Genomic DNA, 15226 nt, shown 5'->3' with positions numbered 1-15226 from the left:
AAATCTGCGGGATTTAGCGTGCGAGTTTGGGGCCGGTAGGCGGGAACGTGGGCTGGCAACTTCGGAATGGCCCCTACCCCTGCCCCCACGGCAACAGATCGCCGCGGCCGGCCTCCAGCAGCGCCTCGATTGGCACCCATTGCCACCGCCACTCGCCCTTCTCGCGGTCGTAGCCGTACGCGTGCAGGCTCTCGCCGTCGCATTCGTCGGCATCTTCGATCGTGTCCGGATCAATCATCGCAACCCCCGTTCGACACCCGATTTGCAGATTTGCAACCCATACGGATTTTCGGAGTGATCCGAAAAAATCGGGAGTGATCGCAAATGCTGCAGATCTGCAAGTGAATAGATAATACGTATATATATCATATACTTACAACCACTACACCACTTGCGAAACTCTTGCCAATTGCAACACCCTGGCACAATCTCACGTACCAGCTCGTTGCAATTGCCGTGCTTTTGCAAGGGTTCTGCAAGTCTCTCACCCACTACTGGCGGGCGAGAGAACGAACCGCTTGCCATCCGTCTTTTCGATCTCGCGGGTTTCCTGAAGCCTGAGGATCGCAGCATCAAACGTCCTGGTATCTGAGCCACTGATGCCGCGCCGCTTTAGCAATTCAGCTCGATACATGGAGCCACCACGGCTGCTGCGAAGCGAAGAAAGAATAGCTTGGCAGAGCTGCTCAAACTGGCTGCTAGACATATACTTATCGACGCCGTCATCGAGTGATCGAACGGAAGCCAACATGATGGCGTTTGCCCACCGCACATCCTCGACGTTGACTGAAGGCTGCGAGGGGCCGCGACTGAGCGCACGTAAGGTGGCCAACCGGATTGCGTTCTCTGCCAGTCGTCCAACGAGACCATCCCTGGTTTCATCGCGGTCAATCTCAGCTTCCTGCCAATCTTCGATTGCCAGCCACTCGGCCTCGGCCGCATCATCGGCCCAGGGGACTTCGTACAGATGAGGCTGAACATCGGGCGTCCGCCAATTCCCCTGCGAGTTCATGGACGGCCACGGGAACGTCTTCTGCGCTTCCTTGATCGCGTTCCGCAACGGCTCGGGCACGGCCAGCCCGTTGTCGCGGGGATTACCTCGCTCTGGACGTTTGGTCGGAGCAATAAAGACCATGCGGGCGGCGAAGCCGTCCGACAGGTTCTTATCCGACAGCCCGCCGTAAAACCGCGTTGGTGTCGATGCGCCCACCACGGTCAACGACGGGCAATGGATCGGGGCGCCGATCCGATCGTCATCCATGGTTTCTTTGCCGAACCAGACACCGGTCGATTTTGAGTATAGTTCCAACATCGCCTTGCGTATTGTCGCCGCCCAGTTCCCATTTCCTTGCGTTTATCGACTCCAGAACGTCGCCAACTTCGTCCCATGGCATTACGACGACCGGCTTACGGCGCAGTATCTTCTCGATCGCACTGGCGCTGGATACTTCACCGGCACCCACGAGAAACGCCATGTCGGCATCCTGTAGCAACCTCACCAACCGTTGCAGCGGCGCCTCTTTGCCGAACCCGGGGCCGGCGATGCCGGCCAAGTAGAGGTTCACGCCACATCCGGTCGGGCTGATGACGCGCCGCCCATAGAAAACGGACATGAAGGCGATTGCCGACATGACCGCAAACTCGGGTGACTTACGCCGAGACGTGTCGAGTATCCACCGAGAGATGCCCGCCATGAGACCGCCGCAAGCCTCCGGGGTGAATGGATCCCCATCACTGCGACGGCTCGTGGAAGACCTGATGTCATCGTTCGCCGGCTTCGGTAACGCTGTGCGACCGGTAATAATCGCAACGGCCTGGCGCCGCTCCCATCCGAGGTCGGCCGGCGCAATGTCCATGCGCTCACAGAGCCAGAATGCAGCGTCCTTTGTCGTCGGGGCACCACCATACTCGCGGACCAACTCAATCGGGTTGATGCCGTGCTCACGGCCGAAGTCTTGAATCCCATCGGGATGGATTGAGATGTCCTCTTCGAGTTTCCGGCCAAGCTCTTCGCTGGAGACTCGCCACGCTCCAGTGCCGGGTTGGTACTGTGCGCGGGGGAAGAGCGTTTTCACCCATCGGTCTGGCGAGGCAATAGCCGCTGTGTTGACCTGCTGCCAGAACGAGTCCCCGCTATGGGTGCGCTTCGTTTTAGGCTTCTCTTTTACGCGCTCGCCCATACCAGCGAGAATGGCTTCCGCGTCGGAAAGAAGGCGGCGATCTCATCATTGGTAATGGCTGGAAGGTCCGCCGGCTTGATATCGAGCGGCGAGCCGTTGTCCCAACGATATGGCTTGCCGGTCTCGACGTGATCGCCGAAAGCGACAAACTGTTGGCCATCTCGCAGAACCTCGACCTGGTGCTTCGCACCACCGATCATAAACTCCGACGTGGCGCTCTTCTCGCCCGGCTCAGTAGCGCGAAGAAGGACTATGAGTTTGGGGGCTTTACCGGTACGGCGCGGCGCGCGGGCGGCGGCCGGCGCGATCTCGGTCAGCCGCTCAATCAGCCTATCGCTGACCGCCTCTGTCGGCGCATCGATGTCGATTGCAACGAGATCGTTACCGCATAGGATGCCGGTGCGGAGGTGGTCCGGGTATTGGCGAAGATATCCGTCCACCTGACCGGCGGTAATGCGCTTCTTCGCCCAGCCAGCAATGCGCGGCCCCTTATCCAGAACGGGGATGTGCTGGTAGCCCTGTTCGCAGAGCAGGCTGCGAAGGCCGGTAATATCGTTCGTATCGTCGTTGTTCTTAACTGTGGGCTGCATTGGCCGGAAGCTCCATGAGGGCCGCGAGGGCCATATCAGAAATTGCGCGGTTGAATTGTTCGCCGAACGCAGCAGTGCGTTCGCCAAAGGCGTTGGGCGCTACTGTCCAACAGTGGTCGTCACCACGCTGGCGAAGCGCCAAGTTAAAAAGCCGCAGGTGCTCGTTTAGCTGCAGGTCGAAGCGCGCAAGCGTCGTCGAGCCCGGAGGGCTGGGGCGGATGTCGATGACCTTCACTGTTTGGTCCCCGCCTCAATTGCCTCCGCCAGTTGCTCGCAAAGCTGTTCGCGCCGCTGGTGCTCCAATGCAAGTTGCTCATCGAACGTGTAGTCGAGCCAAGTGCTCGGGCGTTCGTTGCTATCGATGTTGAGTGATGCCCAGACCCTTGCGTCAAAGGCATCGATCTCGGCCAATATCTCGGCAGAGGTTTTCACTGTAATAGTCCCCGGTTGAAAAACCGCACTCGGCAGAAAGGCCGATCGTGCTGATGGCGGATTGGGTGCCGCTCTTTGAATTGTCGTTGGCGCCGCGGGCAGCGAGCCGCCGTCGAGCCCGAGCCATTACGTCATCACTTGACCGCAGAGCGGCTAGCTCCCGCTCAAGGCGTTCGACGTAGGGCGCAAAGCCCGGCCGGTCGTGCAGCACCATCACCTCGGCAATGATGTCGAGGGCTGCGTTAAGGCGCTCCGCGATTACGGCAGGCGCATTTAGGGTGGTCATGGGTGTGGGAATTTTCGGTTAGCGTTGCCGCTGAGCGGCTGCATTACCTCGGCTATGAGCCGATGACGGACAAGGTGTCCGCCGGGCAGTCACGGGCGCGCCCTCGAATCGCGCAACGTCGCCATGAGTCGCACATAGCAGAACGGGACCTCAACCGCAATACGAAAAGTCAAATCAAGTTTTGTTGCACGATGTATAGTTATGGGTTTGCGCTCTACCGACCCTCATCGAATCGTTAGTTTCGGCAGCCAAGTCGGCTACCGCTACCCAAAATGTAGATACACCGCGTAGATACACGTCGAAACGAAAAGATTTTAACATATTGAAATATAATCGGAAATTTTATCATTCCCTATGGTTTTATTCCGCTAGGGAGCGCCAACAAAATCAATCACTTGCCGCCCTCCTCCGCCGCCGTGTCCAACACCTGTCCAATATACGGGTATGGACTCGTACACAGCGCCGGGTCGCGGAGCTGCGCGAAATGGAGCGCCTTTGCTCGGATTGGGCGGACGATGACGATCTCGTTCTCGCGCGCGACGGACTGAACGCGCTGGCGGCCGACTACCGCGCAGCTGCGGACGCGATGGTTCCCTCTGGTGCTGTTTGGGACCTTTAGGGCGCGGTGAGCGTTGAGGCGTTAGCACCGGGGCAGGATCGCGAACCCCGGAGTTCGGATCATGAGCACGATCCCTGCGGACCTCGAAAGAAAGTTCGAACAACGGTGGGCCGCCAGATTGGCGCGGCCCATTCCGCCGGCTCCATTTGCGCGCCCAGCCTGTCCGAGGTGCAAGGCCCAGATGATGCTCGTCAGCATCGAGCCAAAAAGCCTAAGCGTGGACTTGCACAGGTTTCGCTGCGCTGTCTGCAATCACGCACTTACGACATTCGCAACGCATGAAGATCCCATGCATTCCAATGGCCGCTGGCTTCAAGGCGATTTGCGCCCACCGAAGTAACCCGCGCTGCAAGTCGTGACCGAAGGCGAGACGCCGCGGCTGCCGGAAGGTTTCAGGGTCGAGCTCGACAAGGACGGTTGGCGGCACTGACTCGCGCGAAGCGGCGATGGCCTCAATGCATCTGCCGCTCTGACTGATCTTCACTAATCCGCCAGCCGCGTAGGGCATGACCATGTCCGATGACTGGACCAAACGAGCGACGAACATCCTTCGAGAACTTCATGCTGCCGAGACGGAGCTAATCGGCAGGGGTGTTATCCTGACCGACGGTAAGGCGGGGACGGTTGATCACGTCTTCCTTGACGAGGTGCACGGGCTCCGGATCTCGATCGGTGGCCACGACGGCAAGTGGCCGATTTCGACTCTGAAGCTTCTAGACTCCGGTTTCGCCAGATAGCTTGTCCGCCCGGTCACCGTCCGCGGTGATCACTCGGTGACCGGGCGCCCAGCGCGGACTTCGAAGGCCTGCTCGCCGGTGCCTGGCCGAGTAAGCCAATCACAGTTTACCTGGAGTGGCAGCCATGATGCAGAACGTTGTAGCCGGATGCGTCGCAGTGGCTTCGATTATCCTGGCCTTGATTGGCTTCGCCCAAACGCACCATGAATGTTGGCACGGGCACGTGCTCCTAACCCACGAGCCCTGCGGATCCGTCAGCCCTTCAATATAGGAACAACCATTTTCCGCTGATCTAGGCGCGGGACCAAAGCCCCGCCGCTCGTGAAGTTCTGCCAGCACAGGTAAGCTTGCGGACGACTCAGCGCGAAAGCCCCCTACCGCCCGGTAACCGCCTTCTGGCGCGCAGCATTCAGGTCTGCCTTTGTCTGTGCAGTTGCGGCACTCGCGGGCTCTCGATTTGGGGGCGGCTCATTGAGGTCTCGGGCCCACGGCGCGCCAGATCGAGCAACTGACTTCGGAGCGGCATGTTCTGAGCTGGAGCAGGCAGAGACGAGAGAGACGACAACAAGGGACATCCCCGTCCGGCCCAACGTTTGAGTGATCCTGTTCATCAGGCAATCAACTTCTGGCGCGGCCTTACTGTTGGCGCCTGCGATCCGCTCTAGCATCGAAATAGATGACCACCGCGAATGTGGCGCCTAGAGCCAAAACGCTGACACAGCCGGTAATCAACGCCACCGCCATCATAGCTGGATCAGTATTTCTACGGCGTCAGGGCTGGGCAATTCACGAATGATTAGCGCATGCAACAAGGCTGGGGCCCGCGAGCGTGAACCGGCGGGGCCTTTGCTTTTCCACACCCACGATGCGCAGTAGCCCGCGTTCGTTCCGCGGCCCAAGGGATTGATAATTTGACTCTCGCGGCGCCAGGCTTCGATGGCGCAATGACCAAGGCAGAGAACCGAGCGGCCGCCAGGGCCTACCACCAGGAGCGGATGCGTAAGCTCGACGAGGAAGCCGAAGCAGCACGCATTTTTAGACGGGGATAAACGACCATGGACATCATCCCATCTCTTTCACGGTGGAGAGAGCGGTTCGATTCCGCCAGGGAGCGCCATCATCCGGGCCATCGGGTCGGGTGATGCGGCGAAATCCGCCGCCCCTCCATGAACCTCCCCGCCCCTGACCGACGACCAATGTCCCGTTGGAACCGGTACAGGCCCATGGCGCAGCGCAAATCCCCCTCGGACCGCCAGACCGGCGCCGCCTCGCCGGCACCGCCGTCCTGGATGCACCGTACCGCGCCCTACGCGCCGGAGCGGCGCGCCAGAATGCTGGAGCACATGGCACGCGCCCGATCGCTTCCGCAGCCCCAGGCCGCGACGGTGCCGACGCCGTCGCACACGAGCGGCGTGGACATTCTCGGCGATGCCTTGGGCTACACGGTCCTGTTCGGTGTCATCGCCCTGCTCTTCCAGTCGCGCGTTCCGCTCTACCTCGGCGCCTATCTCTTCCTCACCGACGGCGAGCGCATCGAGCACGCGCTCAGAGTGGTCGGCATCCGGTTCGAGCCGGATACGGTCGGTCCCGACATCATCAAGGGCTTCGCATCCCTGTTCGGATGGTTCGTGCTGCTCGCATGCTTGCAAGGCTCCGTCCCGGCCTGGCTTGCGGCATGGATGCCGCCGGACACATCCTGGTCCGCCATTGCCGGCATCGCCGTCGTGTTCGCGACCGTCGAAGCGTCTGCGGGGCTGGCGATGCGGCACGCATTGCCGTGGTTCGGATTTCAGATCAGGCCGGACAGCCTGACCGCGACGACGATCAAGCTCCTCATGGCCCTTGGCCTGCTCGCCTTGCTGGTGCTGCTCGGATCTCTCTGAGCGGCGCGCAATGACGATGTCGTGAGACGGCCGGGGCGTTTACCGGAAATTTACCCCTGCTATTTGATCGGCGTATCGTTTGCTTAGACGTTGCGCCCTACCGTGAATCTACGGAAACAATCCGAAACACGATTGGCGTTCATGTCCGTCTCAGAGTTCCTCCGGCAGCGTGCAGTGGAAGTCAGCGTGAGCGGCAGCTACTCGCTGCCGCGCTGGTACGATTGTGAGGGCCAGCTGCGCACCTTCGCCTGCCGCACCAAGCGTGTCTCCCCGTTCCGCATGATCGTCGACGTGCCTGTTGTCGGAAAGGTCGGCGAGCGCGTGACCTCCTATTTTCAGGACTTTGGCGAATTCCAGTGCACCATCAGCGCGACGCTGAAGGCGGGCTTCCTGATGGAACTCGACATGACGCGGGAGCGGCGCGCCTGGATGTCGGAAAAGCTGACCTGGCTGGAGAAGAAGCAGAAGGACGCCAGCATTCTGGAACTGCGCAATGACGCGCGGTTCGTTCCCCAGGTCTCGCACAGCTTTCTGACGCTCGCCGACGGCAGCACCCATGCCTGCTTCATCATCGACGTCTCCACGGCCGGCGTCGCGATATCCTGCGAATACGACCCGGCGATCGGAACCCCGCTTGCGGTCGGCGCCTGCGTCGGGCGCGTCATTCGCAAATTCGACAACGGCTTTGCGGTCAAGTTCGCCGAGAAGCAGCAGCGGGACGACCTCGTCCGCCTGGTCGTCCGCACGCCCATGCTGCAATCGGCCTGAATCGGCCCGATCGATTTTAACTCAACTTTAACTAAATACTGGAGGTGCCGATCCCCGCACGGTAGGGTGTGACCCAGCACGTCCGCAATCACTGCGGGCCTCGACTTATTGGAAGTCCTGGAATGTCCATCGCTGAGTTCGCCCCGGCAGAGACCGCCCAAAACGCGCCCGCCGCCGCAAAGCCGCAACTCCCGCCCGGCGTCATCACTGAAGGCCCACTCGTCCAGGCCAAATTGCGCGAAAGCTATCTCCTCCTCGGTATTCTCTATGTCGGCGCTGTCGCGGGCATCATCTGGGCCATCACGCAGGGCGTCGGCAAGGTGGAGCTGTTTACCTTCGCCTGGATGTTCGCGCTGACGACGTTCGGCATCGGTGCCGGCATGCACCGCCTGTTCGTCCATCGCAGCTTCCGCACCGGCCCGATCATGCGCGTCTTCTTCTGCGCCATCGCCCAGATGGCGGTGCAGGGCTCGATCGCGAAATGGGTTGCCAACCACCGCCGCCATCACCTCTATGCCGATGACGTCGGCGATCCCCACAGCCCGCAATTCGACGGCTTCGGCAATCGCTATGTCAGCGCGCTCAAGGGTTTCCTGCACGCCCAGGGCAGCTGGGTGTTCGACCAGGCGACCACCGACAACGAATACTATGCCAAGGACATCCTCGCCGATCCGATCGCGATGTTCTTCGTGCGCACGCGCTGGGTCTGGTACGGGATGTCCGGCGTCTTCATTCCCGGCGTGATCGGCTACACCTTCGGCGGCGTGCACACCATGATCGGCTGCGTGCTGTTCTCCGGCCTGCTCCGCTGCTACCTGCTGATCCTCACCAGCCAGCTCACCGGCTCGGTCTGCCACGCCTACGGCTATCGCCGCTTCGAGGTCGAGGACGCCTCGACCAACGAGTTCGTGACAACGATCCTCACCTTCGGCGAGGGTCTGCACAACAACCATCACCGCTTCCCGCGGGACGCCTATATCTCGCACGCCTGGTGGGAGATCGATCTCAACGGCCTGATCATTTTGGGCATGGAGAAGATCGGCCTCGTCCACGACGTCTTCCACGCCTCGCACCGTCAGCTCGAGCTGGCGTCCGAAGCGGAGGCGCGGGCAGCCACGACGGCGCGCTAAGGCGGCAGGCGACGTGCGTTCTTCCGGCCGCCTTGCCTCCGCTCCGCTGCCCTATCGCGGCCCCATTGCGGGATCAGCTTTTGAGGGTCTGTGCCTCGTGCCGGACCTCATTTGCAGACTTGCGATCGGGGGACCGAATGGCAGTCAACAAGATTAGGATTGATAAGATCACTTGGGACAGGGTTGGCCGGGTCACCGAGCCCGGACGCTACATGTACACCTTTGGCTGGCTGACGATTACGGCCGGCGATCTCGATATCTGGAAGCAATACCCGCAAGCCGCCTTCACGCTGCTCGCGCACCACGCCGAGCCGGACGAGGTCGTCGGCGAGGAATTCCATCTCGGCGCCTTCGACATCGCGCCGGACACCCCACCGCCGTTCACCACGCATTGAAGGGCGGGAACGCCGGCCCAAATCGCCTTGCGGGCTGCGCGCGGCGCAGGCGGCTGCGGGAACACATGGCATGCACGTTGCTTAATCAACGTCATGATACACATCCCCGCCGTCGACCAGGCCTTCCTGCTGCTGCTCATCGTCTTCTGCCTTGGCACGTGCCTCGTACGCGCCTTCTGGGAACTGGAGCAGGTGCGGGCGCGCCGGGTCGCTGCGCCGCCACGTGGGCGCACAAGGAAGCGTGACTAGGCCGGTTGGCCCGGCCCAGCGTTGTCCGGGCGGCAGCCACGCCGCCTCTGGACTCGCGGTTCAGCCAGGTGCATCGTGAATCGAAGAAACCTGCGCAGTGCCTTGATCTGACTTGCCAATCGCGATCCGGTGACGAGCGCGGACCGCTCCTGTCAATGACGAATTGGTTCTGTCATGCGCTTGATTGCGCTCGCCTTCTACACGTTCGGTGCCGATCCCGATGAACGCTGGCTGTCGCGCCTGTTAAGTGACGCGACAGCAAATGCATGACACATGGTCGCATCGGTAGACGTAGATAAGCAGATCAAGGGAACCTATTTTCGGCGCCGATGTACCTGATTGAAGCTTTGCCCACCGTCATCGGAACTGCCGCCATCGCCCCGGCGCTGCTGATGCTGTGGCTCGTCATTGCCGCCGAGGAGCGCCCGGGACCGCCGGCCCAGGTCTGGACTGCGTTCCTGCTCGGAGCGGCCAGCATTTCGCTGCTGGGCCTTGCTCGCGCGCCCTTCGCCAAGATGGTTGCAGCCCCCGACAACCCCTGGGCGGCGCTCGCCATGCATTCGGTCTTCGGGGTCGCGCTGCCCGAGGAAGCGGTCAAGGTGATCGCCATCGTGCTGGTCTCCTCGACCAAGCGGCGGACCTTCGCCAATCCGATGGATACCGTGGTCTATGGCGCCGCCGTCGGCCTCGGCTTCGCCGCCTACGAGAACCTCGCCTACCTCGTCCAGCACGCCGAGATGTGGCGCTCGCTGGCCGCCCTGCGCAGCGTGCTGACCGTGCCGTTCCACGGCGCGCTCGGCATCATCGCCGGCGCCTACCTGACGATCGCGCGCGCCGGCACGGCGCTGGGTGCCAACCGCCACCATCGCGACTGGGCCCGCCTGTCCAGCCGCCTGCTGATCTTCGCAGGCCCGGTCGCGCTGCATTCGGCCTTCGACTTCCCGCTGCTGACCTTGCAGCGGATGCCCGATCTCGATCCGACGCTGCGGATGTGGCTGGGCGCAGCGAGCCTGCTGATCGGCTTCAGCTCGATCGCCTTCGCCATCCGCCTGGTGCGGCGGGTCGCGCGCCATCACGCGCCGAGGACCGATATCGCGCGGGAGCGGCTCAGCCAGCTGCGCCGGATGTGGGCGCTGCTGCTCGCCGGCGGCGGCGTCGGCTTCCTCGGCCTCGCCTTCGTGCTGACCTCGATCCATCACTGGCTGATCAACCCCGAGCGCAATCTGACATTGGCCCTGATCCCGATCGGCTTCGTCTCGATCCTGCTCGGCCTCGCGCTCCTGATCGTCACGATCGCGATCTACATTCTCGGCCGCAACCGCGTTCGCACCAGCGGCGAAGGTTTTTCGTCAGCGCACGGCGGCGGTTGAGCCCCGGGATGGCAAGCGCGGTGTGTGCATACTAGATTGAGCACACATCTTTCGATCTGGAGCCTGCCGATGACATCGCCTGAGGATTTTTCCCGGCTGCAATCCGCCATGAGCGAAACGGTCAAGGCGCATTGGAAGGCTTTCCTGTTCGAAGGCATCCTGCTTGCCGTTCTCGGCGTCGCCGCGCTGATCCTGCCGCCGCTCGCGAGCCTTGCGATCACGATCTTTCTCGGCTGGATGTTCCTGATCAGCGGCATCGGCGGACTGATCGTGACCTATTGGGCGCGCAGCTCGCCGGGTTTCTGGTGGTCGCTGATCTCGGCCGCGCTGGCCGTGCTCGCAGGCATGCTCCTGCTGGCCCGGCCGATGCAGGCCGTGCTGACGCTGACCATCGTGCTCGGCGCCTACTTCCTCGCCGAGGGCGTCGCCACCATCATGTATGCGCTGGAGCACCGCCGCGAGCTGAGCAGCCGCTGGTCCTGGCTCCTGATCTCGGGCCTCGTCGACATCGCCATCGCGTTCATGGTGATCACGGGGCTGCCGAGCTCGGCGGAATGGGCGATCGGCATCCTCGTCGGTATCAATTTGCTGTTCGGCGGCGCCACCCTGATCGGCATGGCGCTGGCTGCACGCAAGAGCAACAGTTGAGGCGCCTCGTGGCTCCTCGCGCCGATTGGGGGGTGACAACCCGCCAATCGCGCGCTATATGGGCAGCCATGATCACCCTCGTCACCAGCTATTTTTGGTACTTTAGCTACGACAGCTCGCTGGCGGCAGGAGGATCGCGCTCAATCTGAATATTGAAGCAAACGTCCGAACAAGCCGCCAGACCTGGCGGCTTTTTTTATTGCCGGCAGGTTCAAACAAACAGGAGCCTGCCGTGCTGAGCACGACCGACGATCTTCGTATCCGCGAACTGAAAGAGCTGAGCACACCGGAAGAGGTGATGCGGGAAGTCCCGCGCACGCTCACCGCAACGCGTGTGGTGATGGCGGCGCGCAACGCCATCCATGCCATCCTCAACGGCCAGGACGACCGCCTGCTGGTCGTGGTCGGCCCCTGCTCGGTGCACGATCCCAAGGCCGCGCTCGAATATGCCGAGCGCCTCGCGAGCTTGCGCGAAGAGCTGGCCGACCAGCTCGAGATCGTGATGCGGGTCTATTTCGAGAAGCCGCGCACCACCGTCGGCTGGAAGGGCCTGATCAACGATCCTGACCTGGACGGCAGCTTCGACATCAACAAGGGCCTGCGGCTGGCGCGCAACGTGCTGTCCGCGGTAAACAATCTCGGCCTGCCCGCCGGCGCAGAATTTCTGGACATGACGACGCCGCAATACATTGCGGACCTCGTGTCCTGGGCCGCGATCGGCGCGCGCACGACCGAGAGCCAGATCCATCGCGAGCTGGCCTCGGGGTTGTCCTGCCCGGTCGGGTTCAAGAACGGCACCGACGGCAATGTGCGCATCGCTGCGGACGCGGTGAAGTCGGCCTCGCATCCGCATCATTTCATGGCAGTGACCAAGCTCGGCCGTTCGGCGATCGCTTCGACCGCGGGCAACGAGGATTGCCACATCATCCTGCGCGGCGGCAGCAAGCCGAATTACGATGCGGCAAGCGTCGCGGCGGCCTGCAACGATCTGGCCAAATCCGGCGTCGCGCCGCTGGTGATGGTGGATGCAAGCCACGCCAATTCGAGCAAGAAGCCGGAAAACCAGCCGCTGGTCATGGCCGACATCGCCGGCCAGATCTCAGGTGGCGAGAACCGTATCATGGGTGTGATGATCGAGAGCAATCTCGTTGCCGGCCGCCAGGACGTGGTGCCGGGCAAGCCGCTGACCTACGGCCAGAGCATCACGGACGGATGCATCGACTGGGCGACCACGGCAACCGCGCTCGAGCAACTCGCTGACGCGGTCGAGATCCGGCGCAACACGAAGCGCGCGGGGCTGCACGAACGCTCGGCGTAAGGCCAAAGCCAACGCGGGCGGGGCGAGCTGTCGCGCCCTGCCCGCCGCTAGCCACAAGCTAACAGCCGCGGCAGATGCTCTTGATCTTCTTGTCGAGCGCCGCGTCTTCCTTGTTCACGGGATTATTCGGATCGCTCAGATTCTTCTCGTTCGGCACATCGCCGGCGCGCGGCTGGCGATGACCGATGGGTGCCTGCGGCACCGACCCGGACGTCGCGCCGCCGGATGTCGCCCCCTTGGAGCCGCTGGGCTGTGCAACCGCCGCGCCGCCAAGCAAGACCACGAGCGACGCTGCCACCACCATGATCTTCTTCATGTCCGTTCCTCCATTCTCAAACCCACGTTCTCTGCATCGCCGCTCACGTCTCGGGCGGATAGAGATGAACGTCGCCGCAATAATCCACGATACGATAGCGCGTTTCCGTTTCCGCTTCACGCGCGTCGGCTGCGGTATTTTGCACCGCCAACACATAATTCGGCCCCACCGGCGATTTGCCGGCGCCGCCGGGAATGTCGATGACATAATCGGGCTGACACAGTCCTGACACCCGTCCGCGCAACTGCCGCATCAAATCCTGCCCCTGGGCCAGCGTCGTTCGCAAATGCACGGTGCCCGGCGCGAGATCGCCGTGATGCAGATAGTAGGGCTTGATCCGGCATTCGACGAAAGCTCGCATCAAATCCGACAAAGCGGCAATGCTGTCGTTGACGCCGCGCAAAAGCACGGACTGGCTCACCATGGGAATTCCGGCATCGGCAAGCCGTGCGCAGGCCGCGCGCGCAGGCCCCGTCAACTCGCGCGCATGGTTGGCATGCACCGCGACCCAGGTGGTCGCGCCCTCGACCTTCAACGCAGCCACCATCTCGTCGCTGATCCGCGCGGGATCGGCTACCGGCACGCGGGTGTGAAGGCGGATGATCTTGACGTGATCGATTCCCGCGAGATCGGCCATGATCTCGCTCATCCGGCGCGGCGATAGCATCAAGGGGTCGCCGCCGGTCAGGATCACCTCCCAGATCTCGCTGTGCGAACGGATGTAGTCGATCGCCGCGCGATATGCGCCGTCCGAGAGCGCGTTCTCCTTGCCGGGCCCGACCATCTCGCGGCGGAAGCAGAAGCGGCAATAGACCGCGCAGACGTGAACGAGCTTGAACAGCACGCGGTCGGGATAGCGATGCACGATGCCCTGCACCGGCGAGTGCGGGTGATCGCCGATCGGATCGGCGCTCTCGCCCGGCTGCATCTCCAGTTCTGCGGCGGTCGGAACGAATTGCCGCGCGATCGGATCGTCGGGATCGGACGTGTCGATCAGCTCGACCAGCGCCGGCGTGATCGCCACCGCGTAGCGCGCGGCGACACGCTCAAGCGCGGGCAGCGCTTCGGCCGGTGCAAGCTGCGCGGCCACAAGCTCGGCCGGCTCACGCAGGGTGCGTGCAAGGTTGATCTTCGTCATGTCTCACTTAACGTTTCATTTGGAGGCGGTGTCCACACCACCTGATCGATCCGCGCTGCGCCGCTCGCCAGCATCACCAGCCGGTCGAAGCCGAGCGCGACGCCGCTCGCCTCCGGCATTTGGGCGACCGCGGCCAGAAAATCCTCGTCCAGCGGATAGGCCTCGCCATAGCGGCGCTGCTTCTCCGCCATCGACTCCGTGAAGCGCTTGCGCTGTTCCTCGGCGTCGGTCAACTCGCCAAAGCCGTTGGCGAGTTCGACGCCGCAGGCATAGACCTCGAACCGCTCGGCGACCCGCGGGTCATCGGCTTTCACGCGCGCCAGCGCCGCCTCTGGAGATGGGTATTCGAACAGAATGGTCAAACGCCCCTGCCCCAGATGCGGCTCGACATGCTCGACCAGGACCTTGCTGAAGATGTCGGACCAAGTGTCGTCCTCCGCCACGCGGACCTTCGCGCCGGCCGCCTGCGCGAGCGCGGCACGGTTACCCTCGCCGCCCGAGATTGTCGACAGCAGGTCGATCCCTGCAAACCGCTCGAAGGCGCCGGCGACCGTCACCAGCTCCGGCTCAGCGAAGGGGTCGGCGGTCCGGCCGCGGAAGGAGAACGTCCCGATCCCGGTCGCCTGCGCCGCGCGGGCGATGACGACGACGGTGTCCGCCATAATGGCATCATAGGGGGCGCTGGCCCGGTACCATTCCAGCATGGTGAATTCGGGCAGATGCAGGTCGCCGCGCTCACGGTCGCGGAACACCCGTGCGAATTCGAAAATCCGCTCCTCGCCCGCCGCCAGCAGCTTCTTGCAGGCGAATTCCGGCGAGGTCCGCAAGTACCGGCTGGCACGGCTGCCATCGGGCCGCATGATCTCGGTCCGGGGGGCGTGCAGATGGGTTTCGTTGCCCGGGGAGACCTGGAGGACCGAGGTTTCGACCTCAAGGAACCCCTGCTCGGCGAAAAAGCCCCTGAGAGACCCGGTAATGGCCCCCCTGGCCTGGAGGAACGGCCGCCGGTCGAGGTGCCGCGAGGGGGACCAGAACGGCGAAATCGGCTTGTCCCCAACCATCAACCGGCCGCCCCGCAGGCCAGCAAAATGCTGGCATTCAACGACAAAATGCGTATGTTGCGGCCCGAAACGGGTGCCGCGGTCTGATTTGAGGCCCCAGGTCCCC

At 62.8% G+C, this 15226-nt stretch carries 17 protein-coding genes; 8 read left to right on the top strand and 9 right to left on the bottom strand.

The annotated features are described in order from the left end of the window. Positions 1–73: 73 nt before the first annotated feature. From ABIB95_RS26775 to ABIB95_RS26750, 6 genes are all read right to left on the bottom strand, one after another. Complete coding sequence (locus ABIB95_RS26775; RefSeq protein WP_354243603.1) at positions 74–238, bottom strand: hypothetical protein; 165 nt, start codon at positions 236–238, stop codon at positions 74–76. A 246-nt stretch (positions 239–484) separates the two neighbouring features. Continuing rightward, entirely contained in the window at positions 485–1261 is a 777-nt protein-coding gene (locus ABIB95_RS26770; protein WP_354243600.1) for a DUF3987 domain-containing protein, read from the bottom strand. Then, positions 1254–2180, bottom strand: coding sequence for a hypothetical protein (locus ABIB95_RS26765; protein WP_354243597.1), 927 nt, complete (start codon positions 2178–2180; stop codon positions 1254–1256). Before ABIB95_RS26765 ends, ABIB95_RS26770 begins: the two co-directional genes overlap by 8 nt. Next, the gene (locus ABIB95_RS26760; protein WP_354243594.1) at positions 2165–2770 is read right to left on the bottom strand and encodes a bifunctional DNA primase/polymerase; all 606 of its coding nucleotides are present in this window, start codon (positions 2768–2770) and stop codon (positions 2165–2167) included. Before ABIB95_RS26760 ends, ABIB95_RS26765 begins: the two co-directional genes overlap by 16 nt. Beyond that, complete coding sequence (locus ABIB95_RS26755; RefSeq protein ID WP_354243592.1) at positions 2754–3005, bottom strand: hypothetical protein; 252 nt, start codon at positions 3003–3005, stop codon at positions 2754–2756. The genes ABIB95_RS26760 and ABIB95_RS26755 overlap by 17 nt, the downstream gene beginning before the upstream one ends. Next, positions 3002–3202, bottom strand: a complete 201-nt coding sequence (locus tag ABIB95_RS26750; protein WP_354243589.1) for a hypothetical protein — start codon at positions 3200–3202, stop codon at positions 3002–3004. The genes ABIB95_RS26755 and ABIB95_RS26750 overlap by 4 nt, the downstream gene beginning before the upstream one ends. Positions 3203–4613: 1411 nt before the next feature. Between ABIB95_RS26750 and ABIB95_RS26745 the strand changes: the two genes are divergently transcribed. From ABIB95_RS26745 to ABIB95_RS26710, 8 genes are all read left to right on the top strand, one after another. Then, on the top strand, positions 4614–4844 hold the full coding sequence (locus tag ABIB95_RS26745) for a photosystem reaction center subunit H (protein WP_081369264.1): 231 nt from the start codon (positions 4614–4616) through the stop codon (positions 4842–4844). Positions 4845–6067: 1223 nt separating this feature from the next. Then, complete coding sequence (locus tag ABIB95_RS26740) at positions 6068–6727, top strand: hypothetical protein (RefSeq protein ID WP_354243586.1); 660 nt, start codon at positions 6068–6070, stop codon at positions 6725–6727. 141 nt (positions 6728–6868) lie between these two features. Further along, positions 6869–7495 carry a PilZ domain-containing protein gene (locus tag ABIB95_RS26735; protein ID WP_071917472.1) on the top strand — a complete coding sequence of 209 codons (627 nt, stop codon included), beginning with the start codon at positions 6869–6871 and terminating at the stop codon, positions 7493–7495. Positions 7496–7617: 122 nt separating this feature from the next. Next, complete coding sequence (locus ABIB95_RS26730) at positions 7618–8625, top strand: acyl-CoA desaturase (RefSeq protein WP_354096872.1); 1008 nt, start codon at positions 7618–7620, stop codon at positions 8623–8625. A 137-nt stretch (positions 8626–8762) separates the two neighbouring features. Further along, entirely contained in the window at positions 8763–9020 is a 258-nt protein-coding gene (locus ABIB95_RS26725) for a hypothetical protein (RefSeq protein WP_354243582.1), read from the top strand. A gap of 578 nt (positions 9021–9598) precedes the next feature. Continuing rightward, positions 9599–10639: a PrsW family intramembrane metalloprotease gene (locus ABIB95_RS26720; RefSeq protein ID WP_354243580.1), complete on the top strand. Its 1041-nt coding sequence runs from the start codon at positions 9599–9601 to the stop codon at positions 10637–10639. Positions 10640–10708: 69 nt separating this feature from the next. Continuing rightward, on the top strand, positions 10709–11287 hold the full coding sequence (locus tag ABIB95_RS26715) for an HdeD family acid-resistance protein (protein ID WP_063983474.1): 579 nt from the start codon (positions 10709–10711) through the stop codon (positions 11285–11287). A gap of 232 nt (positions 11288–11519) precedes the next feature. After that, the gene (locus ABIB95_RS26710) at positions 11520–12605 is read left to right on the top strand and encodes a 3-deoxy-7-phosphoheptulonate synthase (protein ID WP_063986391.1); all 1086 of its coding nucleotides are present in this window, start codon (positions 11520–11522) and stop codon (positions 12603–12605) included. Between the two features lie 58 nt (positions 12606–12663). Here ABIB95_RS26710 and ABIB95_RS26705 read toward each other — a convergent pair whose 3' ends face one another. Genes ABIB95_RS26705 through epmA form a run of 3 tightly spaced genes read right to left on the bottom strand, consistent with a single transcriptional unit; the run spans position 12664 to position 15120 of the window. Continuing rightward, positions 12664–12921 carry a hypothetical protein gene (locus tag ABIB95_RS26705; RefSeq protein ID WP_063983475.1) on the bottom strand — a complete coding sequence of 86 codons (258 nt, stop codon included), beginning with the start codon at positions 12919–12921 and terminating at the stop codon, positions 12664–12666. Between the two features lie 43 nt (positions 12922–12964). After that, positions 12965–14059, bottom strand: a complete 1095-nt coding sequence (locus tag ABIB95_RS26700) for a lysine-2,3-aminomutase-like protein (RefSeq protein WP_354243577.1) — start codon at positions 14057–14059, stop codon at positions 12965–12967. Further along, positions 14056–15120 carry an EF-P lysine aminoacylase EpmA gene (gene epmA, locus ABIB95_RS26695; protein ID WP_354243574.1) on the bottom strand — a complete coding sequence of 355 codons (1065 nt, stop codon included), beginning with the start codon at positions 15118–15120 and terminating at the stop codon, positions 14056–14058. Before epmA ends, ABIB95_RS26700 begins: the two co-directional genes overlap by 4 nt. Positions 15121–15226 lie beyond the last annotated feature (106 nt).

Origin of the sequence: Bradyrhizobium sp. LA2.1 (assembly GCF_040547725.1) — a bacterium.
In the GTDB taxonomy this organism is placed as follows: domain Bacteria; phylum Pseudomonadota; class Alphaproteobacteria; order Rhizobiales; family Xanthobacteraceae; genus Bradyrhizobium; species Bradyrhizobium barranii.
The sequence above is the reverse complement of the archived record's forward strand: the minus strand, read 5'-3'. Positions and strand labels throughout refer to the sequence as shown.

Bases quoted from the DNA above. Each gene is read 5' to 3' on its own strand.
- ABIB95_RS26775 (WP_354243603.1), bottom strand. From the start codon at position 238: ATGATTGATCCGGACACGATCGAAGATGCCGACGAATGCGACGGCGAG.
- ABIB95_RS26770 (WP_354243600.1), bottom strand. From the start codon at position 1,261: ATGGATGACGATCGGATCGGCGCCCCGATCCATTGCCCGTCGTTGACC.
- ABIB95_RS26765 (WP_354243597.1), bottom strand. From the start codon at position 2,180: ATGGGCGAGCGCGTAAAAGAGAAGCCTAAAACGAAGCGCACCCATAGC.
- ABIB95_RS26760 (WP_354243594.1), bottom strand. From the start codon at position 2,770: ATGCAGCCCACAGTTAAGAACAACGACGATACGAACGATATTACCGGC.
- ABIB95_RS26745 (WP_081369264.1), top strand. From the start codon at position 4,614: ATGACCATGTCCGATGACTGGACCAAACGAGCGACGAACATCCTTCGA.
- ABIB95_RS26740 (WP_354243586.1), top strand. From the start codon at position 6,068: ATGGCGCAGCGCAAATCCCCCTCGGACCGCCAGACCGGCGCCGCCTCG.
- ABIB95_RS26735 (WP_071917472.1), top strand. From the start codon at position 6,869: ATGTCCGTCTCAGAGTTCCTCCGGCAGCGTGCAGTGGAAGTCAGCGTG.
- ABIB95_RS26730 (WP_354096872.1), top strand. From the start codon at position 7,618: ATGTCCATCGCTGAGTTCGCCCCGGCAGAGACCGCCCAAAACGCGCCC.
- ABIB95_RS26725 (WP_354243582.1), top strand. From the start codon at position 8,763: ATGGCAGTCAACAAGATTAGGATTGATAAGATCACTTGGGACAGGGTT.
- ABIB95_RS26720 (WP_354243580.1), top strand. From the start codon at position 9,599: ATGTACCTGATTGAAGCTTTGCCCACCGTCATCGGAACTGCCGCCATC.
- ABIB95_RS26715 (WP_063983474.1), top strand. From the start codon at position 10,709: ATGACATCGCCTGAGGATTTTTCCCGGCTGCAATCCGCCATGAGCGAA.
- ABIB95_RS26705 (WP_063983475.1), bottom strand. From the start codon at position 12,921: ATGAAGAAGATCATGGTGGTGGCAGCGTCGCTCGTGGTCTTGCTTGGC.
- ABIB95_RS26700 (WP_354243577.1), bottom strand. From the start codon at position 14,059: ATGACGAAGATCAACCTTGCACGCACCCTGCGTGAGCCGGCCGAGCTT.
- epmA (WP_354243574.1), bottom strand. From the start codon at position 15,120: ATGGTTGGGGACAAGCCGATTTCGCCGTTCTGGTCCCCCTCGCGGCAC.